The 25,339-nt window shown below is 69.2% G+C and carries 25 protein-coding genes and 1 pseudogene; 11 read left to right on the top strand and 15 right to left on the bottom strand.

Annotation, left to right across the window (positions count from 1 at the left end):
• Positions 1-50 precede the first annotated feature (50 nt).
• Positions 51-1,958: a translational GTPase TypA gene (gene typA / locus ACWFRB_RS21345; protein WP_452643255.1), complete on the bottom strand. Its 1,908-nt coding sequence runs from the start codon at positions 1,956-1,958 to the stop codon at positions 51-53.
• Between the two features lie 289 nt (positions 1,959-2,247).
• On the opposite strand from typA, the gene ACWFRB_RS21340 reads away from it, so the two are divergent.
• Complete coding sequence (locus ACWFRB_RS21340; RefSeq protein WP_452643260.1) at positions 2,248-2,463, top strand: hypothetical protein; 216 nt, start codon at positions 2,248-2,250, stop codon at positions 2,461-2,463.
• Between the two features lie 28 nt (positions 2,464-2,491).
• On the opposite strand, the gene ACWFRB_RS21335 is transcribed toward ACWFRB_RS21340, so the two are convergent.
• Positions 2,492-3,703 (bottom strand): lipase family protein, encoded by a 1,212-nt coding sequence (locus ACWFRB_RS21335; protein ID WP_452643254.1) that lies wholly within the window; start codon positions 3,701-3,703, stop codon positions 2,492-2,494.
• 113 nt (positions 3,704-3,816) lie between these two features.
• Positions 3,817-4,233: a (deoxy)nucleoside triphosphate pyrophosphohydrolase gene (locus tag ACWFRB_RS21330; protein WP_452643253.1), complete on the bottom strand. Its 417-nt coding sequence runs from the start codon at positions 4,231-4,233 to the stop codon at positions 3,817-3,819.
• A 15-nt stretch (positions 4,234-4,248) separates the two neighbouring features.
• Between ACWFRB_RS21330 and ACWFRB_RS21325 the strand changes: the two genes are divergently transcribed.
• The gene (locus ACWFRB_RS21325) at positions 4,249-4,539 is read left to right on the top strand and encodes a 4a-hydroxytetrahydrobiopterin dehydratase (RefSeq protein ID WP_452643259.1); all 291 of its coding nucleotides are present in this window, start codon (positions 4,249-4,251) and stop codon (positions 4,537-4,539) included.
• On the opposite strand, the gene ACWFRB_RS21320 is transcribed toward ACWFRB_RS21325, so the two are convergent.
• Complete coding sequence (locus ACWFRB_RS21320; RefSeq protein ID WP_452643258.1) at positions 4,481-5,743, bottom strand: mannosyltransferase; 1,263 nt, start codon at positions 5,741-5,743, stop codon at positions 4,481-4,483. The two genes, ACWFRB_RS21325 and ACWFRB_RS21320, sit on opposite strands and share 59 nt — an antisense overlap.
• 361 nt (positions 5,744-6,104) lie before the next feature.
• Here ACWFRB_RS21320 and ACWFRB_RS21315 point away from each other — a divergent pair, with 361 nt between their 5' ends.
• The 3 genes from ACWFRB_RS21315 to ACWFRB_RS21305 all read left to right on the top strand — a co-directional run bounded on the left by ACWFRB_RS21315 (position 6,105) and on the right by ACWFRB_RS21305 (position 7,864).
• The gene (locus ACWFRB_RS21315; protein WP_452643252.1) at positions 6,105-6,863 is read left to right on the top strand and encodes an Rv1157c family protein; all 759 of its coding nucleotides are present in this window, start codon (positions 6,105-6,107) and stop codon (positions 6,861-6,863) included.
• 81 nt (positions 6,864-6,944) lie between these two features.
• On the top strand, positions 6,945-7,280 hold the full coding sequence (locus ACWFRB_RS21310; protein ID WP_452643251.1) for a hypothetical protein: 336 nt from the start codon (positions 6,945-6,947) through the stop codon (positions 7,278-7,280).
• A 62-nt stretch (positions 7,281-7,342) separates the two neighbouring features.
• Positions 7,343-7,864: a nuclear transport factor 2 family protein gene (locus ACWFRB_RS21305; protein WP_452643250.1), complete on the top strand. Its 522-nt coding sequence runs from the start codon at positions 7,343-7,345 to the stop codon at positions 7,862-7,864.
• Between the two features lie 177 nt (positions 7,865-8,041).
• Here the strand turns inward: ACWFRB_RS21305 and ACWFRB_RS21300 are convergent, their stop codons facing one another.
• On the bottom strand, positions 8,042-9,280 hold the full coding sequence (locus ACWFRB_RS21300; RefSeq protein WP_452643249.1) for an MFS transporter: 1,239 nt from the start codon (positions 9,278-9,280) through the stop codon (positions 8,042-8,044).
• Between the two features lie 83 nt (positions 9,281-9,363).
• On the opposite strand from ACWFRB_RS21300, the gene ACWFRB_RS21295 reads away from it, so the two are divergent.
• On the top strand, positions 9,364-9,849 hold the full coding sequence (locus ACWFRB_RS21295; RefSeq protein ID WP_452643248.1) for a hypothetical protein: 486 nt from the start codon (positions 9,364-9,366) through the stop codon (positions 9,847-9,849).
• Positions 9,850-9,890: 41 nt separating this feature from the next.
• Here ACWFRB_RS21295 and ACWFRB_RS21290 read toward each other — a convergent pair whose 3' ends face one another.
• On the bottom strand, positions 9,891-10,616 hold the full coding sequence (locus tag ACWFRB_RS21290) for a DUF1906 domain-containing protein (RefSeq protein ID WP_452643247.1): 726 nt from the start codon (positions 10,614-10,616) through the stop codon (positions 9,891-9,893).
• Between the two features lie 246 nt (positions 10,617-10,862).
• On the opposite strand from ACWFRB_RS21290, the gene ACWFRB_RS21285 reads away from it, so the two are divergent.
• From ACWFRB_RS21285 to ACWFRB_RS21275, 3 genes are all read left to right on the top strand, one after another.
• Entirely contained in the window at positions 10,863-11,105 is a 243-nt protein-coding gene (locus ACWFRB_RS21285; RefSeq protein WP_452643246.1) for a maltose regulon activator MalT, read from the top strand.
• A gap of 151 nt (positions 11,106-11,256) precedes the next feature.
• A complete protein-coding gene (locus ACWFRB_RS21280; protein ID WP_452643245.1) occupies positions 11,257-11,628 on the top strand; it encodes a PLDc N-terminal domain-containing protein in 372 nt (123 codons plus the stop codon).
• Positions 11,629-11,683: 55 nt separating this feature from the next.
• A complete protein-coding gene (locus ACWFRB_RS21275) occupies positions 11,684-12,820 on the top strand; it encodes an NADH:flavin oxidoreductase (RefSeq protein ID WP_452643244.1) in 1,137 nt (378 codons plus the stop codon).
• A gap of 75 nt (positions 12,821-12,895) precedes the next feature.
• Here the strand turns inward: ACWFRB_RS21275 and ACWFRB_RS21270 are convergent, their stop codons facing one another.
• From ACWFRB_RS21270 to ACWFRB_RS21255, 4 genes and pseudogenes are all read right to left on the bottom strand, one after another.
• Positions 12,896-13,843, bottom strand: coding sequence for an antibiotic biosynthesis monooxygenase (locus ACWFRB_RS21270; RefSeq protein ID WP_452643243.1), 948 nt, complete (start codon positions 13,841-13,843; stop codon positions 12,896-12,898).
• Positions 13,840-14,457 (bottom strand): CBS domain-containing protein, encoded by a 618-nt coding sequence (locus tag ACWFRB_RS21265; protein ID WP_452643257.1) that lies wholly within the window; start codon positions 14,455-14,457, stop codon positions 13,840-13,842. The genes ACWFRB_RS21270 and ACWFRB_RS21265 overlap by 4 nt, the downstream gene beginning before the upstream one ends.
• 51 nt (positions 14,458-14,508) lie before the next feature.
• Positions 14,509-15,912 (bottom strand): annotated as a pseudogene (locus tag ACWFRB_RS21260) (chloride channel protein); the annotation flags it as partial.
• 65 nt (positions 15,913-15,977) lie between these two features.
• Entirely contained in the window at positions 15,978-16,694 is a 717-nt protein-coding gene (locus tag ACWFRB_RS21255) for a CPBP family intramembrane glutamic endopeptidase (RefSeq protein ID WP_452643242.1), read from the bottom strand.
• Between the two features lie 119 nt (positions 16,695-16,813).
• Between ACWFRB_RS21255 and ACWFRB_RS21250 the strand changes: the two genes are divergently transcribed.
• The gene (locus tag ACWFRB_RS21250; protein WP_452643241.1) at positions 16,814-18,511 is read left to right on the top strand and encodes a fumarate hydratase; all 1,698 of its coding nucleotides are present in this window, start codon (positions 16,814-16,816) and stop codon (positions 18,509-18,511) included.
• 166 nt (positions 18,512-18,677) lie between these two features.
• Positions 18,678-19,298 carry a hypothetical protein gene (locus ACWFRB_RS21245; protein ID WP_452643240.1) on the top strand — a complete coding sequence of 207 codons (621 nt, stop codon included), beginning with the start codon at positions 18,678-18,680 and terminating at the stop codon, positions 19,296-19,298.
• A 16-nt stretch (positions 19,299-19,314) separates the two neighbouring features.
• On the opposite strand, the gene ACWFRB_RS21240 is transcribed toward ACWFRB_RS21245, so the two are convergent.
• From ACWFRB_RS21240 to ACWFRB_RS21220, 5 genes are all read right to left on the bottom strand, one after another.
• Complete coding sequence (locus tag ACWFRB_RS21240; RefSeq protein WP_452643239.1) at positions 19,315-20,664, bottom strand: MFS transporter; 1,350 nt, start codon at positions 20,662-20,664, stop codon at positions 19,315-19,317.
• Positions 20,665-20,699: 35 nt separating this feature from the next.
• A complete protein-coding gene (locus tag ACWFRB_RS21235; protein WP_027502953.1) occupies positions 20,700-21,050 on the bottom strand; it encodes a hypothetical protein in 351 nt (116 codons plus the stop codon).
• Positions 21,051-21,136: 86 nt separating this feature from the next.
• Positions 21,137-23,083 carry a molecular chaperone HtpG gene (gene htpG, locus ACWFRB_RS21230; RefSeq protein WP_452643238.1) on the bottom strand — a complete coding sequence of 649 codons (1,947 nt, stop codon included), beginning with the start codon at positions 23,081-23,083 and terminating at the stop codon, positions 21,137-21,139.
• Between the two features lie 306 nt (positions 23,084-23,389).
• Positions 23,390-24,787, bottom strand: coding sequence for a WS/DGAT domain-containing protein (locus ACWFRB_RS21225; RefSeq protein ID WP_452643237.1), 1,398 nt, complete (start codon positions 24,785-24,787; stop codon positions 23,390-23,392).
• 68 nt (positions 24,788-24,855) lie between these two features.
• Positions 24,856-25,332 (bottom strand): SRPBCC family protein, encoded by a 477-nt coding sequence (locus tag ACWFRB_RS21220; RefSeq protein WP_452643236.1) that lies wholly within the window; start codon positions 25,330-25,332, stop codon positions 24,856-24,858.
• Between the last annotated feature and the right edge of the window lie 7 nt (positions 25,333-25,339).

The following is a 25,339-nucleotide window of genomic DNA, read 5'->3' as shown; positions in this document are numbered from 1 at the left end:
GTTGACGGGTCCGCAGACCCGTCAACCGCGCACAGGCGCGAAGCGCAACTCTACAGCGCGGCCTTGTCGCGGGACTTGCTGCGCGAGCGCTCGCGGGCGCGGTCGGTCTGCGACAGGTGCACCTTGCGGACGCGGACGACCTCGGGGGTGACCTCGACGCACTCGTCGCCTGCGCAGAACTCCATGGCGCCCTCGAGCTCGAGCTTGATCGGCTTGGCCAGGGTCTCCATCACGTCGGCGGAGGACTGACGCATGTTGGTCAGCTTCTTCTCGCGGGTGACGTTGATGTCGAGGTCTTCCTGACGCGGGTTGATGCCCACGACCATGCCCTCGTAGGTGTCCGCGCCGGGCTCGACGAAGAAGGTGCCGCGGTCGGCGAGCTGGATCATCGCGAACGGGGTCACCGAGCCGGTGCGGTCGGAGACGAGCGAACCGGTGTGGCGGGCGCGGATCTCGCCCGCCCACGGCGCGTAGCCGTGGAAGACGGCGTTGGCGATGCCGGTACCGCGGGTCTCGGTGAGGAAGTCGGTACGGAAACCGATCAGGCCGCGCGAGGGAACGATGAACTCCATCCGGACCCAGCCGGCGCCGTGGTTGGCCATCTGGACCATCTTGCCCTTGCGGTTCGCCAGGAGCTGGGTGATGGCGCCGAGGTACTCCTCGGGGCTGTCGATGGTCAGCTCCTCGAAGGGCTCGTGCACCTTGCCGTCGACCTGACGGGTGACCACCTGCGGCTTGCCGACGGTCATCTCGAAGCCCTCGCGGCGCATCTGCTCGACCAGGATGGCCAGCGCCAGCTCACCACGACCCTGCACCTCCCAGGCGTCGGGGCGGCCGATGTCGAGGACCTTGAGCGAGACGTTGCCGACGAGCTCCTGATCGAGACGCGACTTGATCATGCGGGCGGTCAGCTTGTGTCCGCTGACCCGGCCGACGAGCGGCGAGGTGTTGGTTCCGATGGTGACGGAGATGGCGGGCTGGTCGACGGTGATCCGCGGCAGCGCGACCGGGTTCTCCAGGTCGGCGAGGGTGTCGCCGATCATGATGTCGGGGAAGCCTGCGACGGCGACGATGTCACCTGCGACCGCGACCTCGCCCGGCTGACGCTCGACGCCGACGGTCTGCAGCAGCTCGGTGATCTTGGTCTTGGTGACAACGGGCTCACCGTCGACCTCACGCATCCAGGACACGGTCTGGCCCTTGCGGAGCTCGCCGTTGTGGATGCGGACCAGCGCGAGCCGGCCGAGGAAGGCGGAGGCGTCGAGGTTGGTGACGTGCGCCTGCAGCGGGGCATCGACCGAGCCCTTGGGCGCGGGGACGTTCTCCATCAGGACCTCGAACAGCGCGTCGAGGTTCTCGGCGTCGGGGGCCTGGCCGTTCTCGGGCTGGACCTTGCTGGCCTTGCCCTCACGGCCGGAGGCGTAGAGGACCGGCAGGTCGAGGGCGAGCTCGGCGGCCTCGGCGGCCTCGTCGTCGAGGTCGGACGCCAGGTCGAGGAGCAGGTCGTGGCTCTCGGAGACGACCTCCTCGATGCGGGCGTCGGGACGGTCGGTCTTGTTGACGACCAGGATGACGGGCAGCGACGCGGCGAGCGCCTTGCGGAGCACGAAGCGGGTCTGCGGCAGCGGGCCCTCGGAGGCGTCGACGAGCAGCACAACGCCGTCCACCATGGACAGGCCGCGCTCCACCTCGCCACCGAAGTCGGCGTGGCCGGGGGTGTCGATCACGTTGATGACCGTGACCGAGCCGTCCTCGTTGTGCTTATGCACGGCGGTGTTCTTCGCGAGGATGGTGATGCCCTTTTCGCGCTCCAGGTCACCGGAGTCCATCACGCGGTCGACCAGTTCGGCACGCTCGGCGAAAGCGCCGGACTGCCGGAGCATGGCGTCGACGAGGGTGGTCTTGCCATGGTCGACGTGTGCGACGATGGCAACATTGCGGAAGGTGGTGCTGGGCACGCTGCGGTCTCCTGGCTGGCTTGATTCAGCCACGCGAAACCTAGGCTCGCACGGCTCGGGCGGCCGCGTCGCGAATGCGAATCCATCAGCACAGGACGGCCTGTGCAGGCATTGCGGCCAGCTAGATACTACCCGCCATCGGCAATTCCGCCGAAAACGAGTTGTTAATCACCCTGGATCTGCTAGTCGGCGAACCACCAGGACTGCCACGGCGAGCGGCAGCTCAGGCCGCCGTAGACGGCTCCCTCGAGCCGATTCCTGAGGCTACGCTAACCTCGGGAAGACCGGGATGATCCGGCATCCGACCGGGCAGGAGGGCCGTGCCGACATGGGCAAGGTCAAGGCGAAGAAGGTCTCGAGCCTCAAGCCGAAGAAGAAGTGCTGCCGCAGCAAGACGCGGTGCCTCAAGTGTCCCGTCGTCATCATGCGGATGAAGAAGCTCGAGAACGAGGGCGTCAAGGGCAAGGACCTGAAGAAGGGGCTCAAGAAGGCGCGCGCCGCCTGAGCCCTTCCCCCGTCGCGGGCCGTCCTGCTCAGCAGTTCGGCGTGGTCGGATGGCCCACGACACGGTCGTCGAGCCACTTGTAGGCCGGCGGCATCCCGACGAACGCCCCGCCGACGTGATCGACGCCGAGGCCGGGCGCGTACTGCACGTCGACCCCACGGTTGCAGTACTCGCGGACCACACCGGTCATGCCCCAGTCCGGGATCAGCGCGTCCTTGGTGTCGTGGAAGACGAACAGGGGCATGTCCGGCGTGGCGGCGGTGCGCGCCAGCGAGTTCTCCTCGATGACGGCCTTGACGCTCGGGATGTCGAGGATGTCGCCCACCTTCGAGTACTGGGCGAGGCTGATGCCCTTGGTCATGCCGAGCAGGTCCGCCAGGCACCCGTCTGTCAGCGTCTCGGCGAACTCGATGCCCTCGGGCGTGAGGTAGTCCTGCGGCCTGATCGTGTCCTGGTACTCCCTCGACAGCCCGAGCAGGGTGCCCCAGGCGGTGAAACCGACCGCAGGCTGCTTCTCGCTGAGCCCTGCCAGGTCGCCGGGGACCCCGCCCTCGGCGGCGCCGATGATGTTGAGCTCCGGCGCGTACGTGGCCTTCTGCTCCGCCGCCCATGCGGTCGCGTGCCCGCCGCCCGAGTAGCCGTACAAGACGACAGGCGACTGCGAGAGCCCAAGCGGCTCAAAGCGTTGCGCGGCGCGGATGCCGTCGAGTACGCCGTGTGCGGTCTGCCGTCCGGCGATCCAGGCCATCTCCGGGCCCTGGTAGTCGGAGGTGACGACCGCGTAGCCGAGCGCGAGCATCGGCGAGATGAGGGCCAGGTCCTGGGACTTGCCCGCGGGCAGGGTCACCGAGGGGTTGCACCCAAGACCCAGGGCGTCCATGGCCTGCTGCTGGGAGAGCAGCGGCCTTGCCCCCGGGCCGGTCCACAGGCGGTCGGGAACCATCACCGTCGTCGTCGTGGTCACCGGCGCCCCGAACGAATCGGTGGTGCGGTAGAGCAACTGGGTGGTCTTGACCACCGGCCACGGAGTGTTCGCCGGGAAGCGGACCTCCACCGGACGGCTACGGATCACGTCCCCGTTCCCGTACCCCGACAGATCCGACGGGCCCTGGAACCAGTTGTCCGCCAATGGTGTCGGACCGGGCAGCGGTGCAGCGGATGCCGCGGGAGCCAGCCCCAGCGTCAGCGCGGCGGCGGTGGCCGCCGCCAAGCCCAGAATTGCTCTCGTCGATCGCCTCATGGCTGACGCCTTCCCTCGATTCGCCGATGAACCGAACCAGCCTGACACGAAAACTGCTGGGGCCAGCGGTTTTCCCGCCGCGACACGCGCACGACACGGCCAACCGCTCACCGCTACCCGGCGTGCAGTACCGCCGTCAACTCCGCCAGCCACACCCTGTCGTTGGGCACCAGATCGGCGGCGGCCAGCTCCGACCCGGTCACCCAGCGCACCGCGGAATGTTCCAGCGCGGTCGGGATCCCGTCGAGCAGTGACACCAGGTATGCGCGCAGGACCATGCCATTCGGCAGCGGCACGTCCACCCCGATCCGATCGCCGACCACGGTGTCCACACCCAGCTCCTCGCGGAGCTCGCGGCGCAGGCCCTGTGCCGGGGTCTCCCCCGGCTCGATCTTGCCGCCGGGTAGCTCCCACATGCCGGCCAGTTCCGGCGGTGCGACCCGCTGCGCGAGCAACAGCCGACCGTCCGCGATGATCGCCGCCGCCGCGACCTCCCGTATCGCATTCTTTTCCGCCCGGGCTTCGTGCATGGCACCATCATTGTCATGGCCGAGTTACTGTCGGACGCCGAGGTCGAAGCCGCGCTGGGATCGCTACCCGATTGGCAGCGGGCGGGCGACTCGATCACCCGAACCCTGAAGTGCCCGACCTTTCCGGCCGCCATCGCGCTGGTCGATCGGGTGGCGGCGGCCGCCGAGAGCCGCGATCACCACCCGGACATCGACATCCGCTGGCGCACGCTCACCTTCACCTGCGCCACCCATTCCATGGGCGGGATCACCGATCTGGACGTGGGCCTTGCGCGGGAGATCGATCGCCTGGCTGCCGAAGGCTGAGCCGTCCGGCGTAGATCACCCAGGCGTAGAACGCGACCGCGCCCACCACGTTCACGGCGCCCAGCCAGGCCAGCACGGCCGGCCTCGAGATCAGCCAGATCGAGTCCTGGAAGAAGGACAGCACCCATGGCACCCCGATGATGGTCGACGCCAGCCAGCAGCCGGCCAGGATCTTCGACCCCAGCATCCCCGCCAGCGGCCCGTGCACGAGCCAGATCAGCATCGGGATCAGCCACACCCAGTGGTGCGACCACGAGATCGGTGAGATCAACAGCCCGAAGAGCTGCACCACCACGAGGGTGCCGAGCCGGTCGTCGGCCCCCAGCGCCCGCCAGGCGAAGAAGGCGAGCAGCGCCGCCACCGCCACCGCCACCAGCCACGGCCAGCCGCTCTCGACGTCATGGCCGAGCACCCGGCTCACCGCGCCGCGCGCCGACTGGTTCCACACCGACCCGACCGGGCCGATGCGGGATGCATCGCCGAGCAGGTGTTCGAAGTACTCGCGCGCCGACGGGCCGATCGTGAGGTAGCTGACCGCCACCGTCAGCCCGAACGCCACGGCGGAGAAGACGGCGGCCTTCCAACGCCTTCGCGCCACGAAATAGAGGCCGGTGATCGCGGGCGTGAGCTTGATGCCCGCGATGAAGCCGACCAGCCCGCCCGCGATCCACCACCGGGTGCTGCGGACGGCGACCATCGCGCCGAGCACCAGGAACACGTTGACCTGCCCGTAGTCGAGCGTGGTGCGAACCGGCTCGGTCCAGATCCCGAGCGCGGTCCAGGTCAGCGCGATCGCGGTCCAGCGTGGTCCCCTCGCGGCCGCGCCGTAGATCAGTTCCAGGCTGATCCGGATCACCAGGAACAACGCCGCGATGGTGAGCAGCGTCCAACACACCCCCACCACAGGGAAGGGCAGGTAGTGCAGCGGGAAGAACACCAGCGCGGCGAATGGTGGGTACGTGAACGGGAGCGGAAAGTCCGGGGTCAGCTCGGCGTAGGTGAAGTCGTAGAGGTTGTCGCTGAGCAGCGCGGCCGAGCCGTCCACATAGACGTGCAGATCGACCAGGTTCATGCCGTTCGGGCTCAGGAGCACCCATGCCATCCGCACCGCGACGGAGACCGCCAGCAGCAGCGGGGCGAAGCGGAGGATCGATGCCGACCCGCTGCCGGTGCGAGCATCCCGAGTCTGGGGTGCGGGTGGCATCTCGGACACGTCTCGCGTTCTCCCGTGTGGTGTGGGCCGACGGGTGGAACCCGAAGCGTTCGACAGCGAGCCTAACGGCAGCCGCGGCTGTCGCTGAATCTCCCCGAAAATTGTGGATAACAGTTGCATCAACAATCTCAATTTTCACTCTAGTCACACGATATGGTCACCGGGCAAGCATCATCCGGCCAGCATTGCCATAGACTCCCGACCTGGAGTCACTCTCGGGTGACAAAGAAACAACAGGGTTGTCTCGGCTAGCGCTGTACAACCGCCTGATGGCCTGCATAGAGTGGCCCCTCGTTACCGCTGGGGGCCTGCAGGCCAACCGACGCTTGAAGAAAATAAGGATGGGACGACTGTGCTTCGTACGCGAGGACCGCGCAGAACGATCACCGCGCTAGCGATAGCCGCGGCCGCTGCCTTGGCTGCTCCGACCAACGCTGTGGCGCAGCCCGCGCCCGTGCTCCCCGAGGGCCTCAACATCGAGGCCCTCGCCTCGCTGGCACCGGCCATCATCGGCGCTGCGGCCGGCCCGTCCGACATCGCAGGCGGACCGCAGGCAGACCTGCTGGCCCAGGCGCGGACGCTGCTCGAGTCCTCCAGCCTGCCCGAGTCGACGAAGGCGACGCTCGCCAAGGTCATCACCTTCCTCGACGGCAGCGGCGGCGGCGGACCGGAGCTCCCCCCGGAGAACGGCCCCGTGATCGCCCAGTTCCTCTACCCGACCCTCGGCAAGGGCTGCATCTCGGCCACCGCCGACTCGGTGGGTACCGCGCTGGCCGTCCCCGGCCCCGCGCACCTGCCCCCGCCGGGACCGAAGGCCGGCCAGGCCGGGTTCGTCTTCACCGCGCTGGGCACCAAGAAGCCCGCCGACGTGCAGCCGACCCCGCTCACCGTCAGCTGGGTCAACATCGACAACCAGAAGTCGGCGACCCAGAACCTGACCTCCGCGTCGAAGATCAACCCGGACGGACCGGCCACCCTGTCCGCCATCGCCGACACCGGTCGCGGCCGCGTTCTCGCGGTGATCTCCGGCTCCCTCACCACCCAGGCCGAGGGTGCCGCGCCGATCACCTGCAGCTTCCTGCCGACCGTCGGAATGGTCGTCGTTCCGTAAGTCACCAGCCATCCCGGAAGGGCCCTTTCGCATCGCGAAGGGGCCCTTCTGCTTTGCCCGGGCCTGTGGTAAACCTCAGCGATGGCCTCCGTACCGCACTCGGTGAAGTCCGTGCACTCGCGACGCTCGATCCTGTCCATCCGATCCGAGGGCTCCATCCTCTCGATCGGCTCGGCCTACTCGATTCTCTCGATCGGCAGTGTCGGCTCGATCCTCTCGATAGGCTCCATCGGCTCGGCCGGTTCAGCCCTGTCCTCCGGCTCGTTCGGCAGCCTGGGTTCGGCGCTGTCCGGACTGTCGAAGTGGTCGGTGCTGTCCTGGCGCGCCGACGCCACGAGCCCGAGCGACCGCCCGCTGCACGTGCTGGCGGAAGAGCCAGGACTCGCGGCATCGCCGATGTCGCACACCCAGACCTGAGCGGTTCCGACGCCTTGCCCAGAAACTGACAGCCGCACAACACGATTCGACGGAGGATGCACGTGACCGAGGCGAACCACACCGACAACCGGACGTGGACGAGGGCTGAACTGGAGTCGGCCTTCGAGGGCTACCAGCGCACCGTGGAGAAGGCCACCGCGACGGGCGACTGGAACCTGTTCGCCGACATGTTCACCGAGGATGCCACCTACATCGAGCACGCCTATGGGAACTTCAGTGGCCGGGAACAGATCCGGGAGTGGGTGATCCGCACGATGACGAGCTTCCCCGGCAGCCACATGACCGAGTTCCCCGCAGCCTGGTACACGATCGACGAGGAGCGCGGCTGGGTGATCTGCGAGATCCGCAATCCGATGCGCGATCCCGGCGACGGCACGATCCACGAGGCGTCGAACCTGACGATCCTGCACTATGCAGGCGACGGGCTGTGGTCCTGCGAAGAGGACGTCTACAACCCGATGAAGTTCCTGAAGATGGCCAAGAAATGGTGCCGCAGCGCGGAGTCGTCCGGGGGACTTCCGGACGAGGCCCGCGCCTGGCTCTCCGCGGTGGGCGGCGCCTAGGCGCCTCGCCCCCTAGGGATTCTGCGGTTCCTGAGGAGCCGCGGATCCGCTCGACCCGGACACGCTGTCGTAAATGTTCGCCGCGAGGGCGTACACGATGTTGATGAGTGCTTCCACGTCAGACCTCTCTCGTATGGGTTTCCCTGACGCTACCGGCACCTGGCATGACCGCTGCGCTCACACGCGGTCGTGTCGGCCTGCCCGCGCGGCCGTGACCCAGAGCTTGGCAACGTACCCCACCAAGCCGATCACCATGCCCACCACCGCGACGGCGGTGAACCCGGCCGACGGTCCGGCGCGGTCGACCATCGCACCGGCGAGAGGCGAACCGACCGCGCCACCGAGGGTGAACGAGGTCCCCTGCCAGCCCATCGCCTCACCCCGCCGGTCCTCGGGAACCAGGTCCGCGATCGCCTCGCCCGTCGCCGCCATCACCGGCGCGCAGAACAGGCCTGCCGGGATGGCGAGGACCGCCAGCGTGAAGGTCGAGCCCGCGAAGGCCATCGGGAGTGTGAACAGGCCGAGCAGGAACAGCAGCAGCGCCGGGCTCACCGGGCGGTGCATCGCGCCGTAGATCAGACCGCCGACGATCGAGGACGCGCACCAGAAGAAGAACACGACGCCGAGGGACTGCACGTCCCCGCTCGCCCGCAGCGCGGCCAGGATGCCGACGTCCGTGCCCGCCAGGATCAATGTGGCGCCCGCCGAGGCCGCGAACACCCCGACGGTGGCAGCGGTGAGCCAGCCGGGGCGCGCCGCGACGCTCAGGGCGGCGGCCGTCGCGTCGTCGACCGCGGGTGCGACCGCCGCCTCGGCACCCGCCGCGACGGCGGCCTCGCTGCGGGTCGGCGGGTTGAACCACATCAGGAACAGCCCGGCCACCACCACGGACACGCCTATCGCAATCAAGGTGTACCGGGTGCTGAAGTGGGTGCCGAGAAAGACCCCGGTCGCCGGGCCGACGATGAACACCAGCTCGGTGCCGATCGAGTCGAGCGCGTACGCGGTCCGTCGATCCGCCTCGCCGACGAGCACGCTGATGCTCTGGCGCACCACCGTGAAGATCGGCAGCGCGAAGGCCCCGCAGACGAAGGCGACCGGGATCAGCGCCTCATAGGGTACGAAGGCGGCGATCGGCCACAGCACGCCCTCGGCGATCACGGAGGGCAGCAAGGTTCTTCGCAGCCCGATCCGGTCGATCAGCCTGCCACGCCAGGGCGAGCCGACCGCGATGCCGATGGTCAGCGCCGCCGCCGCGAGTCCCGCGGCCGCGTATCCCCTGCCGAGGGTCTGCACGACGTGCAGGGTGAGGATCAAGCCGGCCGCGGAGTGCGGCAGTCGCGCGATCATCCCGACCAGGATCAGCCTGCGCACCGGCTTGCGTGCCAGCAGCGCGGCGTAGCGACCGATTCCCATGCGAGAAGTCTGTCATCGAGTCGTGATTCGGACTGCGCTCGACTTGCGTCGAAACCCTTGCCGTCGCGGCTAGGCTCGATCGCATGAGAAAAGCAGCAGCAGTGCTCGCCGCCTCCACCACCGTCCTCGCGCTCGCCCTCGCCGGCTGTAGTTCCGACGAATCCAGCGACAACGCCCAGACCGCCAAGGACAAGGCGTCGGCCGCGATGTCGTCCGCCGCAGGCGCCGCGGGCAGCGCCATGACCTCCGCCGCCGACGCCGCGGAGGGAGCCATGTCCTCGGCGAACGCCGCGGCCAGCACCGCCGTCTCGAAGGCGAAGGGCGCCCTCGACAGCGCGAAGGTCGCGACCTTCACCGCGGCGTTCAAGCTCGCGAATCCCGACCTGGCCTCGGGCCTCGACGACGACGCCATCGCCGACATCCTCGCGCAGACCTGCGCCGCCATCGACTCCGGCAAGTCCGAGCAGGAGATCGTCGCAGGCCTCGAGTCCAATGCCGAGAACAACGGCGTCAAGGCCACCCCGGACCAGGCACAGCAGATCTACAACATCGCCAAGCCTGCCTGCTGACCGCCCGGCCCCGCCGGAGCTCGGCGGGGCTCGGCGTTAGGTCAGGCCAGCGACCACTGGCCGTAGTCGGCCTTGAGGATCGCATTGAGGTCGATGCCGACACCGTCGACGGCACGCTTGTCGATCTCGTACTGGTGCAGATGCGCCTCGGGGTGCACGAAGCCCGACGGCGTGCCCCAGTTGTGCTGCCAGTAGAACGCGCCCAGGCCCTCGGCCACCAGCAGGTCGAGGGTCGGGGAGTTGGCATAGACGCCCGTGTTCTCGTGCCCGACGACCGATTCCCAGCCCTGGATGTACGGGGCGATCAGCTCGGTGAAGTCGTCCTCGCTCGGGTTGTCGTCGATGGAGGCATAGATCGGCCGGTTCTCCGGACCCCCCGCGGCCAGGTGCAGCTCGAGTCCGCGCTCGGCATGCTCCACGCCCGCCTCGAATCCGCCGCGCCAGTCCGCGGTGGCCGCCTTGCCGAACTGATAGCAGGAGACGACCTCCAGCCCGGACTCGGCGAGTGCCGTCGCCTCCGCCTCCAGCATCGGCTTGCCCTCCATCCACTCCGCCCCTGGCCGACGGTCAGAGACGTAACGGATCGCCCCGAGGTGTCCGGCGGCGAGGATGGCCTCCGCGGACGGGACCCCGCCTGCGTAGTCGATCAGGGTGCCGAGATTCGGGGAGGCCTGCGCGAGCAGGGAATTGGATCCGAGCGCCGTGACGCCGAGAGCGGCGGATCCGGCGGCCACGTACTTGAAGAGATCTCGACGGGAAACCTGCACGACGCCCTCACATCACTGATTGCTGTCGTCACCGGCACGCCCCGACTGCCGACGAGGGGCCACGGTGACTTCGATGGTCTCGGCCATTCCATCACAATCACTCTGGTGTCGCCAGTCACATTAGTATCTCCAGCAACACCAGTTTCGGCGTCGCCGCAGCGCAAAAGGCCCTTCGACGCCGAATCGGGACGCCCGCGCGGTGCCGATCGGCGGTAACGTCTGACCTGTCCGCACAACTTCTCCCGGATGGGACTCGAGGTCATGGGCAATCAGACGTGGTGGGTCATCGAGCCCGAGAGTGGATTCGCGTTCGAGCAGCGCCCCAACGGTGACATGGTGGTGGTCGACGAATCCGCGGCCGAGGAACACGTCCTGCACGGCTATGAGTGGATGCACGTCAAACACCCCGATGCCACCGAGCAGCGAATCAAGGTCCACGGCGAGGGCCCGCCGCCCTTCGGTAGGTGGATCGTCCTCGACGAGGGATGACCGGGATCACAATCTGAGCAAAGCTCAGGAATTCGCCGCCCTCAGCACATACTCTCCCCCGCGGGGGTCATCTCGGCACCGCAGCCATGCGCGCGCGGCCGGGTGACGCGGCGCAACAGGGCGCCGTGCTGGACTGGGGAGGACATTCTTCATGCCGTACGCGGCTTTCGGTCTCGTGATGATGGCGCTGTGGGTCTTCTGCATCGTCGACGTGCTCACCTGCGAGGACCACGAGGTACGGCACCTGCCCCGGATCGGCTGGATCCTGATCGTGCTGTTGATCCCGACGGTCGGCTCCCTGCTGTGGCTGATCCTCGGCCGCCCGCAGGGCACGCGGCCGCAGCGAGGGCGACCGCACCCCTCCGCCTTCAGCGAGTACGACCGCCCCGGCCGGCAGCTCCCGCAGAACCCCGACGACGACGAGGCCTTCCTGCGACAGTGCCGGGAGCGCGCCGAGGCACAGCGTCGGGTCGCCAAGCAGCAGCAGGTCGAACGCGAGAGCCGCGAGCGCGACCTCGACTAGCCGGACCTCGGCGCCGCCCGGAATAAGTTGCGCCTGCATGTAGTTGCCCAGGGTCATGACCGAATCACACGTTCCCCTGCCCGTCGACGGACTCTTCGAACCGTTCGCGGTCAAGTCCCTGCACCTGAAGAACCGCTTCGCGATGGCGCCGATGACGCGAGCCTTCTCGCCTGACGGGATCCCGGGCGCGGACGTGGCGGAGTACTACCGACGCCGCGCCGCGGGTGGAGTCGGCCTCATCATCACCGAGGGGACCTACATCCCGGACCCGGCCGCCGGCCCGCACACCCGGGTGCCGCACCTCTACGGCGCCGACAGCCTGGCGGGCTGGCGCGGCGTCGTCGACGCCGTGCACGCGGAGGGTGGCGCGATCATCCCGCAGCTCTGGCACCTCGGTGTCGAGCGCGGGGAGCGCCCCCACCTCAACCCGGAGGCGACCACCGTCAGCCCGTCCGGCCTCGCGCTCGACGGCTCGCCGATCGGGCGGGCGCTGACGACGGGCGACCTCGACGACCTGCGTGAGGCCTGGGTCGCGGCCGCGGTCAACGCGAAGGACGTCGGATTCGACGGCATCGAGCTGCACGGCGCGCACGGCTATCTGCTCGACGAGTTCCTCTGGGCGGGCACCAACCGGCGCTCGGACGGCTATGGGGGCTCGCTGCAGTCGCGGACCCGATTCCCCGCCGAGGTGGTGGCGGCCATCCGCGCGGCGGTCGGCGAGGACTTCGCGATCGTCTACCGCTTCTCCCAGTGGAAGTCGAACCACTACGACGCGCGGATCGCGCAGTCGCCCGCGGAGCTCGAGCAGGTTCTCGACCCACTTGTCGCCGCCGGTGTCGACGTGCTGCACGCGTCCACCCGCAGGCACTGGGAACCCGCGTTCGCCGAGCTCGAAGGCGCCGACGGGAAGCTCGGACTGGCCGGGTGGACGAAGAAACTGTCCGGGCTGCCGACGATCACGGTCGGCTCGGTCGGACTGGACAAGGTGTTCACGACGGCGTTCTCCGCCGACGCCGCCTCGAACACCGTCGGCATCGACCGCGTGCTCGAGCAGTACGAGAATCAGGAGTTCGACCTCGTCGCCGTCGGACGGGCGCTGCTCGCCGACCCGGAGTGGGTGAACAAGCTGCAGGACGGACGCGTCGACGAGCACGTGCCGTACGCCAACGAGCACCGCGAGGTGCTGCGCTGAGCTGAGCGCCCCGAACGGGCGGTTTCCCGCTCCGTCACCGACGGATGCCAGGGAAACCGCTCGTTCGCCGGACGCTCAGTCCATGTAGTCCCAGAACTGCAGCCAATGCACGGTTGCGAACGTGGTCAGCGTCGCCGTGTACACCACGGCGACCGCGACCGCCCCGACCAGCCCCACCCGCGGCCCTGCGCCGTCCACGGGATCGAGCCAGCGCCGAAACCACCGGGTGACCGCGGGCATGAGAAGCCAGGTCATCAACCCGACGCTGACGATCTGGCTGAGCCACATCCCGAGCCAGGGCGGCACGCCCCGCTCGTTCAGCACCGGGCCGAGAAATCGCGAGAGCGTCATCACCGTCGGGTAGAGCACCAGCAGGACCAGCATCGCCGTCCGCCACTGCGGCGTGATCCGCGTCCTGCCGTCCTGCACCCGCAGGATCGACCCGAACGGAGTGCTCCGCGCGACCACCGAGAAGTCCTCCAACAGGTGGGAGCGGAGTTCCGGTAGCGCCTCGGCGCGCTGCTTCGAGCGCATCCAGTCCGCCAGCTGCCGGTCGGTGCGGAACCGGAGCACCGACATCCAGGCGCCCGAACCAGCGGGCCGCAGCACTGTGGTGCCAAGGAACCCGGGGAAGGTGGCGACCAAGGCCGACAGCTGGACCTGCGCCGCCTCGAAGGCGGCTTCCCGCCCCTGCGCGACCGGGTGCTCGAAGACCGCGGTCCCGGGCGGCAGACAACCCTCGAGCAGGATCAGGTCCGCAATCGCGCTCCGGAATCCCAGGCCCGCCCCGGCCGAGATCAGCCCCGCCCGTCCGGCCGAGTCCAGCCAGTGGTGCAGGTGCTCCTCGGAATCGAACGTCACCGCCACCGCCCAGTCCAGTTCGGGCGCCTCGTACGCGGCGACCCTGGCGTCGACGAAGCCGTCCGCGCCCCTCGCGGCGGCGCCAACGCTGTCGGCCCACCCGGCGAAACCGGCGGCGTCGGGCGTCCGGTGGAACACCGTGACCGCGGTCGCGGCGCTCATCGGTCACCTCCCGCGGATTCGCCCTCGACCAGCAGGCGGACCGACTCGCCCTGTTCGGGCGGAACCAGGATGGTGACCAGGTCCCCCGCGCGCAACCGGGTCGCGGCGGTGCCAGGGAGCACCGCGTCGCCGCGCCGCACCGAGACCACCAGCGACCCCGCGGGAAGAGCCCTGTCCGCCAGCCGTTTTCCCAGCACGGGCGAGTCCTCGGCCGCGCGCACCTCCAGCACCTCGACGTGTGTCCCGACCCGCTCCACTCGCCGCTGCTCGGCCAGGACCTCGATCCGATAGCCGTGGACGATGTCCGGCACCGCGACGATGCCGCACACCCGCCCATGCCCGTCGAGCACGGTCAGCCACCGGGCCTCGTCCGGCATCGCCTCCAGCGCCTCGTCCAGGTTCGCGGTGACGTCGACAGTCGGCGCCGCCGCATCGGCGCGCCGCGCTAGGGTCGCACCCGGCGCCGCGGCCTCGAGTTCCGACGGCGAGACCGCGCCGATGAAACGCCCCTCGCCGTCGACGACGGGCGCCCCGGGCACTCCGGCCTCCCGCAGCCGCGCCAGTGCGTCGGCGACGTCGGTGCCGCCGTCGAGGACCAGCCGCGGCGGCGACATCGCCTCGCCGACGCCGACCCGGCCCAGCAGCGGCATCCCCGCCATCAGCCGCGCCGCACGGGCGTCCTCGCGGGTGCCCAGCTGGGCCCGGTAGATCGTCTCGCCGGAGCGACGCACGATGAGGTAGGCCAGCCCAACGGCGACCATCGCGGGCGTGAGAATGGTGAGGCTGCCGGTCATCTCGGCGACCATCAGCATCACCGCGATCGGCGCGCGGGCGATGCTGCCGAAGCAGGCCATCATCCCGACGATGACGAACGGCGCGGGCGAGTCCGGTACCGCGGGCGCGATCGGTTCGAGGAGCCGCCACACCGCCGCGCCGGCGAAGGCGCCGATCACCATGCCCGGCCCGAAGATGCCGCCCGACCCTCCGGTCCCGATCGAGAGCGAGGTGGCCAGGATCTTCGCCAACGGCAGCACCAGCACCACCCAGAGCGGGATCGCCAGCAGGCCCGTCCGGTCCAGCGACTGCTGCACCCAGCCGTATCCGCTGCCCAGCACCTCGGGCAGGGCCAGTGCCATGAGCCCGACCAGGAGTCCGCCGATCGCCGGCTTGAGGATCCGGCTGCACGGCACCCGGTCCGAGATCGCGACGGTGCCGTAGAACGTCCTGCTGTAGAGCAGCCCGACGAGCCCGCCGAGCAAGCCGATGGCCGCGAACCACACCAGCTGAAGGGGGTCATCGAATCGGTAGTCGGCCGCGGCGTAGCCGAACAGCGGCGCGAAGCCCAGCAGGGACCCGTACACGGTGTAGCCGACGATCGAGGTGATCAGCCCCGGGACCACCGCGTCGAACTCGAAGTCGTCCTTGTAGGCGATCGACCCGGCCAGCAGGGCGCCGCCGAGCGGGGCCCCGAAGATCGCGCCGATGCCGGATCCGATGCCGACCGCGACGGCGACCCGGCCGTCCTTCGGCGACAGGTCGAGGGTGCGCGCGAGCAGGGAGCCGAACCCGGCGGAGATCTGGGCGGTGGGGCCCTCCCGGCCACCGGAGCCGCCCGAGCCGATCATCATCGCCGAGGCGACGAGCTTCACCAGCACCGCTCGCACGCGGATCATCCTCGGGTTCCGGTGGATCGCCTCGATGGCCGCGTCGGTCCCGTGCCCCTGCGCCTCGGGGGCGAAGGTGAACACGATGACCCCGGAGGCCAGCCCGCCAAGGCAGACGACGATCGGGATGGCCCACGGTCGGGTCGAGTCGCCGCTGCCCGCGCCGCCGCCGTCGCCTGCGGCCTCCGGCGGCGTGTAGCCACCGAGCACGCCGAGCAGCAGGTGGGTGGCCTCGGAGAGCGCGAGAGAGAAGACAACGGCACCGAGCCCCGCGATGATGCCGATGGCGGTGCCGAGCACCAGCCATTTCTTCAGGTAGCTCGCGTGCTTCACCCAGCGACCCGCGGCGGATCCTGCCGAGCGCAGCCCTGTCGCCGCGAGAAGCCGGCGATCGCCGGCCGTCATACTTGGCCAGCGTAGTCAGCCTCGACGCGCGCCGACTGCTGTTTGACCTGGGCGTCGGACCGAGGTCAGGCCACGGACATCTGCCACACCACGGCGGCGGCGAGCGCTCCTGCCCCGTTCAGCGACCAGTGCAGCGCGATCGGTGCGATGAGGCTGCCGCTGCGGCTGCGCAGCCAGGTGAAGACGAATCCCGCCGCGGCGGTGGCGAGCACCGCGCCCGCGATCCCGAGCACCTGCCCCCACACCCCACCGCCGAGGATCCCGGTGAGCCCGCGGTTCCCGCTCGTCAGCCCCAGCGACGACGCGATGTGCCACAGGCCGAAGAGCAGCGACCCCGCGGCGAACACCCCGCGCGCACCCCAGGCACGATCCAGGGTGCCGTGCAGCACCCCCCGGAACGCGAGTTCCTCCGGGATCACGGTCTGCAACGGGATGACGATCATCGACGCGATCAGGGCGCCCGAGATGGTGGCGTAGCGATCGGCCATGAAGAACGGCCGGGTGATCGGGAGCAGGGCCCCGATCGCGACGACCGCGACGACCAGCCCGACCGCGGCGAGCGCGTAGAGCGATCCGGTGCGCCAGTGCCGCCGCGACAGGCCCAGTTCAGACCAGCCCAGGCCCCGGCGGCGGATCATGGCGACCAGCACGACCGCGGCGATCGGCACGGTGGCGATGCTCGCCCATGCGTTGGTGAAGTGTGCGATCAGGTTGGTTCCCACCAGGACCAGCACCACGACGGCGACGTCGAGGTAGGCGTGCAGCCTGGGGTGGGTGTGCATTCGTCAAGTGTACGGACCGCCCGCGCGGGCGACGGGCTCGTTCCCGCCCCCGGGTCGGGGCGCGGGAGCCGCGCCGCTAGCCTGAACGTGCATCGCACGCCCCGTGTACAGGAGAGATGATGGCCGACTTCCTCTATGAGGACCTGCTGCCGATCGGTGACGACACCACCGAGTACCGGCTGCTGACCACCGAGGGGGTGTCCACCGTCGAGGGACCGGACGGGCGCACCTTCCTGAACGTCGAGCCCGAGGCGCTGCGGCTGCTCACCGAGACCGCGCTCCACGACATCTCGCACTACCTGCGCACCGACCACCTGACGCAGCTCGCGAGCATCCTGGACGACCCGGAGGCCTCGAACAACGACAAGTTCGTGGCGCTCGACCTGCTCAAGAACGCGAACATCGCCGCGGCAGGCGTGCTGCCGATGTGCCAGGACACCGGCACCGCCATCGTGATGGGCAAGCGCGGCCAGCAGGTCCTCACCCCCGGTGACGACGAGCAGGCCATCTCGCGCGGCGTCTACGACGCCTTCACCAAGCTGAACCTGCGGTACTCGCAGATGGCCCCGGTGACCATGTGGGACGAGAAGAACACCGGCAGCAACCTGCCCGCGCAGGTCGAGCTGTACGCGGACACGGCCAAGGGCCACGAGAACTCGTACAAGTTCCTGTTCATGGCCAAGGGCGGCGGCAGCGCCAACAAGTCCTACCTGTTCCAGGAGACGAAGGCGATCCTGAACCCGGACTCGATGATGCAGTTCCTCGAGGCCAAGATCCGCTCGATCGGTACCGCGGCCTGCCCGCCGTACCACCTCGCGATCGTCGTCGGCGGCACGTCCGCCGAGTTCGCACTCAAGACCGCCAAGTACGCGTCCGCGCACTACCTCGACGAGCTGCCCTCCGAGGGCGCGATCACCGGTCGTGGTTTCCGTGACCACGAGCTCGAGAAGAAGGTCTTCGAGCTCACCCAGAAGATCGGCATCGGTGCGCAGTTCGGCGGCAAGTACTTCTGCCACGACGTCCGCGTCGTCCGGCTCCCCCGCCACGGTGCGTCGCTGCCCGTCGCGATCGCCGTCTCCTGCTCGGCGGACCGCCAGGCGAAGGCGAAGATCACCCCCGAGGGCATCTTCCTCGAGCAGCTCGAGTTCAACCCGGGCCGTTTCCTGCCCGAGGTCACCGACACCCAGCTCGACGCCGAGACCGACGGCATCTCGGGCACCGGCAAGGGCGCCGCGGTCAAGATCGACCTCACCAAGCCGATGCCCGAGATCCTCGCGGAGCTGTCGAAGCACCCGGTCAAGACCCGGCTGTCGCTGACCGGCCCGCTGGTCGTCGCGCGCGACATCGCGCACGCGAAGATCAAGGAACGTCTCGACGCAGGCGAGGAGATGCCGCAGTACCTCAAGGACCACCCGGTGTACTACGCCGGCCCGGCCAAGACCCCCGAGGGCCTCGCGTCCGGCTCGTTCGGCCCCACCACGGCCGGCCGGATGGACTCGTACGTCGAGCAGTTCCAGGCGGCGGGCGGCTCGATGGTGATGCTCGCCAAGGGCAACCGGTCCAAGCAGGTCACCGACGCCTGCGACACGCACGGCGGCTTCTACCTCGGTTCCATCGGCGGGCCCGCCGCGCGGCTGGCGCTCGACTGCATCAAGAAGGTCGAGGTCATCGAGTACGAAGAGCTCGGCATGGAGGCGGTCTGGAAGATCGAGGTCGAGGACTTTCCGGCCTTCATCGTGGTCGACGACAAGGGCAACGACTTCTTCGCGCACACCGGTGAGGTCACCCTGACGGTGGGCAAGCGTCCCGGCCTGTGAGCTGAGACGGCACGACCCGAGGCCCGGTGGAGCTCCGCTCCGCCGGGCCTTCGTCGTTGTCGATCCACCATTGCCATGCGCACCCGGTGGGAGGAGGGTGAGGCATGGAGGGGGGGTTGACCGGTGGCGCCCGCCGGGTGCTGCCTCGAGAACAAGGAGGTGGATCGTGTTTGCACGCTCAACCACTATCCAGGCCCACCCGTCGTTCATCGACGCGGGAATCAAACATATTCGCGACACGGTGATGCCTGCACTCGCCGAACTCGAGGGCTGCGCGGGACTGTCCATGCTGGTCGACCACGACAGTGGGCGGTGCATCGCCACCAGTTCCTGGATGGACGAGGAATCGCTGCGCAGGAGCGAGGGGCCCGTCCTGCAGCTTCGCGACGAGGCCGCCAAGGTCTTCGGTGGCACCACCACGGTCGAACGCTGGGACATCGCGGTCCTTCACCGCGACCACCATTCGAGTCACGGCGCGTGTGTGCGGGCCGTGTGGCTCAAGCTCGAGCCCGGCCGGATGGACCACGCCATCGACGTCTACAAGATGGTGTCCATGCCCGCGATGGAGGACCTCGAGGGGTTCTGCAGCGCCAGCCTGCTCGTCGACCACTCGGCGGGACGTGCGGTGTCCTCGGTGACCTTCGACAGCCACGAGGCGATGGACAACAATCGCGAGCTGGCCCAGGAAATCCGAGCAGCAGCGGTCCGCGAGATGGGCGGCGAGATCCTCGAGGTGTGCGAGTTCGAACTGGCCATCGCCCACCTGCACGTACCGGAGATGGCCTGAGAGGAGGCCGGGTTCGTCAGCGCTCGGCCAGCGCCTGACCCTTGAGTTCGGGCAGCGCGAGGGTCGCGGTTGCGGCGAACCCGAAGGACACCGCGAACACCCCGAACACCAGTCCGTTGCCGCCGCCGGTCAGCAGCCACGGCACGATCAGCGGCGCGATGATGGACGCGATCCGTCCGAATGCCGCCGCCGCGCCGGTGCCCGCTCCGCGCACCGTCGTGGGGTAGAGCTCGGGACCGATCGCGTACAGCGCGCCCCACGCGCCGAGATTGAAGAACGACAGCGCCATACCCGCCGCGACGATCTGCGTCGGTGAGTCCGCCAACCCGAACAGGCCTGCCGCGACCGCGGATCCGAGGAGGAACGTCGCCAGGGTGCCGCGTCGGCCCCACGCCTCGATCAGCCAGGCCGCCATCGCGTACCCCGGCAGCTGGGCGAGGGTGATGACCAGCGTGTACTGGAAGGACTTCACCAGGTCGAAGCCCTGCGCGAGCAGCAGGCTCGGCAGCCAGATGAAGGCGCCGTAGTAGGACAGGTTGATGCAGAACCAGATCGCCCACAGCGCGCCCGTCCGCCTGCGCAGCCGCGGCGACCAGATCGACTCGACGACGGTGTCGTTGGCAGGCGTATCCGGACGCTCCGGCTCGGTCGCGGTGTCGGTCGCGACGCCCGGCGCCCTGCGGATCGGCGCCGACTCCTCGAAGGACCGCACGGCCGCCTCGGCCTCGGCAAACCTGCCGCGGCCCTCGAGGAAGCGCACCGATTCGGGCAGGCCCATCCGAACCACCACCGCGTACGCGGTCGGCACGATGCCGACCGCGAGCGCCCAGCGCCAGCCGTCGTCGGAGAGCGGGATCACGAAGTAGCCGATCAGGGCGGCCAGGATCCAGCCCACCGCCCAGAACGCCTCGAGCGCAACCACCATGCGTCCCCGCTGCTTTCGCGGCGCGTACTCGCTGACCAGGGTCGACGCGACCGGCAGCTCGGCGCCCAGCCCGAGCCCGACAACGAACCGGAGCGCGATGAGCACCGCCAGCGACCCCGCGAGCGCGGTGGCACCGGTGGCGAGCCCGTAGACGAGCAGGGTCGCCGCAAACACCTGCCTGCGGCCGATCCGGTCCGCGAGCAGCCCACCGACGCTGGCCCCGATGGCCATCCCGACGAAGCCGATCGAACCGACCCAGGACAGCTGTGTCTTGCTCAGGTCCCAGTGCACGGCGAGGGCGGCCATCACGAACGAGATGAGGCCGACGTCCATCGCGTCGAGCGCCCAGCCGATCCCGGAACCGACCAGCAACCTGCCGTGCCGACGGGTGAACGGAAGCTCGTCGAGTCGTTCTGTGCGGGTTCTGGTTTCGGGTCTCACCGAGATGACCTACCTGGAGCCGTGCGTGCCCCCGGCTACGTCCAGAGCGCGGCAATCAGAGCGGTGATGATCGCGAGCACCCCGACCGCGTGCGCAAGGTTCGGGTTCCCCTCGCCCCGCTTCTGCTTGGCGCGACCGATCTCGGCGAGCGCGACCACCACGAGCGAGAGCACCAGCTTGGTCGCGATCTTGGCGGTGATGTACTCCTTGTCCAGCGCACCCTCGCCGATCCCCACGATGATCAGGCCGGTCAGGAACTGAACCCGGGCGCCCCACACCATGACCTCGGACACCCGCGGTTCCGCCAACACGGCGAAGTAGCCACCGACGATGGCCGCCATGCCGAGCAGGTGGATGGCGACGAAGACGTTGTATACGACAGACATACCCGCACTGTATCCGCACGAACGCAGGAGCGCCGCGCCGATTCGCTATCCACGAGATCGGCGCGGCGCGTCGGCGACCGCGGGGACTAGACCGTTCGGGCCAGTCGGTTGGCGAGCATGCCGGTGAACCGCGCGGGGTCGTCGAGCTCGCCGCCCTCGGCGAGCAGCGCCATCCCGTAGAGCAATTCGGCGGTCTCCTCCAGCGCGGGATCGTCATCGCGTTCCGCCTGGGCCGTCCGCAGCGCCGCAACGAGCGGGTGTTCCGGGTTGAGCTCGAGGATCCGCTTGGTGGGCGGGAGCACCTGTCCCGAGGCGCGGTACATCTTCTCCAGGGTCGGCGACATGCTGAACGCGTCACCGACGATGCACGCGGGGGAGGTGGTCAACCGGGTGGACAGCCGCACCTGCTTGACCTGCTCGCTGAGCGTCTCGGTCATCCAGGTGAGCAGGCCCGCGAAGTCCTTCTCCTTTTCCTCCCGCTCGGACTCGTTGGCCTTCTTGTCCTCCTCGGTGTCGAGGTCGACCTCGCCCTTGGCGATGGACTGGAAGACCTTGCCCTCGTATTCGGGCACCGCGCCGACCCACATCTCGTCCACGGGATCGGTCAGCAACAGCACCTCGAGGCCGCGAGCACGGAACGCCTCCATGTGCGGCGAGCTCTCGAGCAGCTGCCGCGTCTCGCCCGTCGCGTAGTAGATCTGCTCCTGCCCGTCCTTCATCCGCGCCAGGTAGTCGTCCAGGGTGGTCTGCTCGTCCTCGCTGTTGGTGGACGCGAACGACGAGATGCCCAGCAACGCATCGCGATTGTCCGTGTCGGACAGCAGGCCCTCCTTGAGCACGCGGCCGAACTGGGTCCACAGGGTGCGGTAGTCCTCGGGGCGTTCGGTCTGGATGTCCTTGATGGTGGACAACACCTTCTTGGTGAGCCTGCGCCGGATGGCCCGGATCTGGCGGTCCTGCTGCAGGATCTCGCGGGAGACGTTGAGCGAGAGGTCCTGTGCGTCCACGACGCCCTTGACGAATCGCAGGTACTCGGGGATCAGCTGGTCGCAGTCGTCCATGATGAACACGCGCTTGACGTAGAGCTGCACACCGGTCTTGGCGTCGCGCTGGAAGAGGTCGAACGGCGCGTGCGTCGGGATGAACAGCAGCGCCTGGTACTCGAAGGTGCCCTCCGCCTTCATCGCGATGGTCTCGAGCGGCTCGTCCCATGCGTGCGCGATGTGCCGGTAGAACTCCTGGTACTCCTCGTCGGAGACCTCGTCCTTCGAGCGTGCCCACAGCGCCTTCATCGAGTTGATCGTCTCGGATTCGACGGTCACGGTCGCCTCGGCGCCGTCCTCCCCCGGCACGCTGCGCGCGACGTCCATCCGGATCGGCCACGCGATGAAGTCGGAGTAGCGCTTGACCAGTTCCTTGATCTTGCGCTCGGAGGTGTAGTCGTGCAGGTGGTCCTCGGAGTCCTCGGGCTTGAGGTGCAGGGTCACGGAGCTGCCCTGCGGCGCGTCGTCGACCGTCTCGATCGTGTACGTGGCCTCGCCGCTCGACTCCCAGCGAGTCGCCTGGCTCTCGCCCGCGCGGCGGGTCAGCAGGGTGACCTTGTCCGCCACCATGAAGGTCGAGTAGAAGCCGATGCCGAACTGCCCGATCAGCTCTTCGGAAGCACCCAACGCCCCGGCTGCGGCTGCGTCTTTGGCCTCGCGCAGCTTGCGGCGCAGATCCGCCGTGCCGGAGCGGGCCAGCGTTCCGATCAGGTCGACGACCTCCTCGCGGGACATGCCGATGCCGTTGTCGCGGACGGTCAGCGTGCGCGCCTGCTTGTCCACCTCGATCTCGATGTGCAGATCAGAGGTGTCCGCGTCGAGGTCCTTGTCGCGGAACGCCTCGAGGCGCAGCTTGTCCAGCGCGTCCGAGGCGTTGGAGACCAGTTCGCGGAGGAAGGAGTCCTTGTTCGAGTAGATCGAGTGGACCATGAGATCCAGCAGCTGACGGGTTTCCGCCTGGAATTCGAGCTGCTCGATGTGCGCGTTCAATCCGATTCCCTTCGACAGCCGAGGCCCTCGACGTCGGGCCTTCGACACCAGATTCGTCGTCGGAATGTTACGCCGACCCCGCGGCGGCCCGTCGTGGCATCACTCGCGTGCCACCCGGAGCCGGACATGCGTGAGGCCCGGCGGAGCGAACTCCACCGGGCCTCACGTGAGGGTGTGTGTGGTCCTTACGGTCCGACGGCCAGCAGGGTGGCCAGGTTCGCGGCCTCGGCCGGTCCGACATAGGGAACCAGTGCATCGTAAATATAAGTCGACATCTGGGTACTCCTTCGATGACTCGTCGAGTCGTCACTGCTCTGCCGGAGCTTCCGACACCGAATGCAGGGTATCCGGGGACGCCGCGGCTCGCCACCCGATTGGCCTGAGTGCGGCGCTGACCTCGTCTATCGCCTCGCGCAGCATGGTCTCGTAGGCGTCGAGGTCGGCCAGTACGGACGGACTGGTGCTGACGCCGATCGTGACGGTGTCACCGATGCCGTGCACTCCGTGTGTCAGACCCATGAACTGGGACAACGCCGGGAATCCGGCCGTGAACCGCACCGGTCCGCCGCCGAGGGACAGGTCGGCCGGACCGCGGTCGACGCTGGAGACCACGGTGTTGCCGGTGACGGTGTCGGGGATCGCGCCGAAATCGAACTGCTCGACGCCCCACCGCACCAGCGGACCGGGAACGGAGCGCAGCGCGCGGTCCGCGGCGGCCGCGGCCGGGTGCTCGCCCCGGACCCGGCGCGATGCCATCGACGCGGCGATCGCCACGGCGCGTTCCCGCAGATCGGCGACGCCGGGATGCAGGTCGACCGCGACGTTGCGGAAGTGGTTCCTCGACCGCGCCTGCCCGGACTTGGCGACCGTCACCTCCGCGGCGAGGTCTGCCGCCGCGTTCCCCTGCGCCCGCAGGTACCGGGTCAGCGCCAGCGAGATCGCGGTCATCGCCCCCACCGTGACGGTGACGCCGGGCCCGCGCAGGTCCGCGGCGTCGCGGACCACCATCCGCACCGACCGGCGTTCGTCCGGCCTGGCGTTGGTCGGCCCCTTGGGGAGGCTCGGCGGCTGCGGCGGCAGCACCCCCGCGGCGGTGTCGCGCTCGAGGTCGCGATGGGTCCGGTGGGCGGGCACCCCCGCGGCAAGCAGGGCGGCCAGCTGCGCCGGAAATCGGGCGGCCGCCAGGGCGAGCGCCGAGGCCGGACGCCACGGCGCGGGGCTCGGCGCCCGCCGCGCCGCGGTGTCCTGCCCGCCGAACAGGGCTCGGGCCAGGGTGGAGGCGCCTCGCCCGTCGGCCAGTGCGTGCGCGACCTGCAGCACCGCGACCACCGCGGGTGCGTCACCGCACCGCGGCGCCCCGTGCGCGACCGCGAAAAGGTGCAGCCGCCATGGTGATTCGCGCGAGTCCAGGCGTTCGGTCAGCAGCTCCCCCACCGCCCGCAAGCAGTCCGGCCAGCTCTCGAGCGGCTCGTGGGCCACCACGTGGTCGGCGCCGACGTCCATCGGGACCCAGTGCGGGTAGTCGGCGTGGAACGGGACCTCGCGGACCTTGAGCCGCAGATCCGGGACGACCGAAGCGCGCGCGAGGAGCGAGCGGCGGATCGCGGCCGTCGGGTCGGCCGGGCCCTCGAAGCAGTAGAGCAGGAACTGGTCGCTGTGGATCTTGGTGGAGATCCAGTACGTCTGCGCATCAGGGGGACTCATCCGCGGCACCGACGGAAGGTATCACCGACGCCCGGAGCGGACGCGCCCGCCGTGGCGGGCTCGGGAGCCTATCCGGCCTCGGCGAGGGCCTTCAGCTTGGCCAGGCCCTTCTCGAAGTCCTTGCCCACCATCTTGTCCATGCTGAACACGAACCCGAAGACCTTGAAGAACCAGGTCTTCTTGCCGGTCATCTGCCAGCGGACCGTGGTGCCCTCACCGCGCGGCTCCAGCAGGAAGGTGGTCACGTTCTCGGCCTTGAACGGCTTGAGGAACGCCAGGTCCAGCACCACCTTCTGCCCGGGGACCGACTCCGTGATGACCATCGACCCCGAACCGGCCTTGCGGTTGCCCGACCAGGCGTAGGTGGCGCCGACCCCGCGGTCGGCCCCGCCGTACGTGCGGGTCATGGTGGGGTCGAGCTCCTCCCAGGGCGACCAGTCGGGCCAGCGGCGGAAGTCCTCGATCAGGCCGTGCAGCGTGGCCGGGCTCGCGGCGACGTCGAGGGAGCGTTCCACGAGGAAGCTGTCCGTGCTCTCGGGTGCCATTGCGGTC

It is taken from the genome of Rhodococcus sp. NPDC055112 (assembly GCF_053607505.1).
Note: the sequence above shows the minus strand (reverse complement) of the source record. Positions and strands in the feature narration are given on the sequence as shown.

Coding starts and splice junctions, on each gene's coding strand:
- ACWFRB_RS21325 (WP_452643259.1), top strand. CDS start 4,249: ATGGCCGAGTTACTGTCGGACGCCGAGGTCGAAGCCGCGCTGGGATCG.
- ACWFRB_RS21235 (WP_027502953.1), bottom strand. CDS start 21,050: ATGTCTGTCGTATACAACGTCTTCGTCGCCATCCACCTGCTCGGCATG.
- ACWFRB_RS21285 (WP_452643246.1), top strand. CDS start 10,863: ATGGGACTCGAGGTCATGGGCAATCAGACGTGGTGGGTCATCGAGCCC.
- ACWFRB_RS21295 (WP_452643248.1), top strand. CDS start 9,364: ATGAGAAAAGCAGCAGCAGTGCTCGCCGCCTCCACCACCGTCCTCGCG.
- ACWFRB_RS21220 (WP_452643236.1), bottom strand. CDS start 25,332: ATGGCACCCGAGAGCACGGACAGCTTCCTCGTGGAACGCTCCCTCGAC.
- ACWFRB_RS21335 (WP_452643254.1), bottom strand. CDS start 3,703: ATGAGGCGATCGACGAGAGCAATTCTGGGCTTGGCGGCGGCCACCGCC.
- ACWFRB_RS21310 (WP_452643251.1), top strand. CDS start 6,945: ATGGCCTCCGTACCGCACTCGGTGAAGTCCGTGCACTCGCGACGCTCG.
- ACWFRB_RS21330 (WP_452643253.1), bottom strand. CDS start 4,233: ATGCACGAAGCCCGGGCGGAAAAGAATGCGATACGGGAGGTCGCGGCG.
- ACWFRB_RS21225 (WP_452643237.1), bottom strand. CDS start 24,787: ATGAGTCCCCCTGATGCGCAGACGTACTGGATCTCCACCAAGATCCAC.
- ACWFRB_RS21270 (WP_452643243.1), bottom strand. CDS start 13,843: ATGAGCGCCGCGACCGCGGTCACGGTGTTCCACCGGACGCCCGACGCC.
- ACWFRB_RS21340 (WP_452643260.1), top strand. CDS start 2,248: ATGATCCGGCATCCGACCGGGCAGGAGGGCCGTGCCGACATGGGCAAG.
- ACWFRB_RS21265 (WP_452643257.1), bottom strand. CDS start 14,457: ATGTCGCCGCCGCGGCTGGTCCTCGACGGCGGCACCGACGTCGCCGAC.
- ACWFRB_RS21250 (WP_452643241.1), top strand. CDS start 16,814: ATGGCCGACTTCCTCTATGAGGACCTGCTGCCGATCGGTGACGACACC.
- ACWFRB_RS21255 (WP_452643242.1), bottom strand. CDS start 16,694: ATGCACACCCACCCCAGGCTGCACGCCTACCTCGACGTCGCCGTCGTG.
- ACWFRB_RS21275 (WP_452643244.1), top strand. CDS start 11,684: ATGACCGAATCACACGTTCCCCTGCCCGTCGACGGACTCTTCGAACCG.
- ACWFRB_RS21300 (WP_452643249.1), bottom strand. CDS start 9,280: ATGGGAATCGGTCGCTACGCCGCGCTGCTGGCACGCAAGCCGGTGCGC.
- ACWFRB_RS21320 (WP_452643258.1), bottom strand. CDS start 5,743: ATGCCACCCGCACCCCAGACTCGGGATGCTCGCACCGGCAGCGGGTCG.
- ACWFRB_RS21280 (WP_452643245.1), top strand. CDS start 11,257: ATGCCGTACGCGGCTTTCGGTCTCGTGATGATGGCGCTGTGGGTCTTC.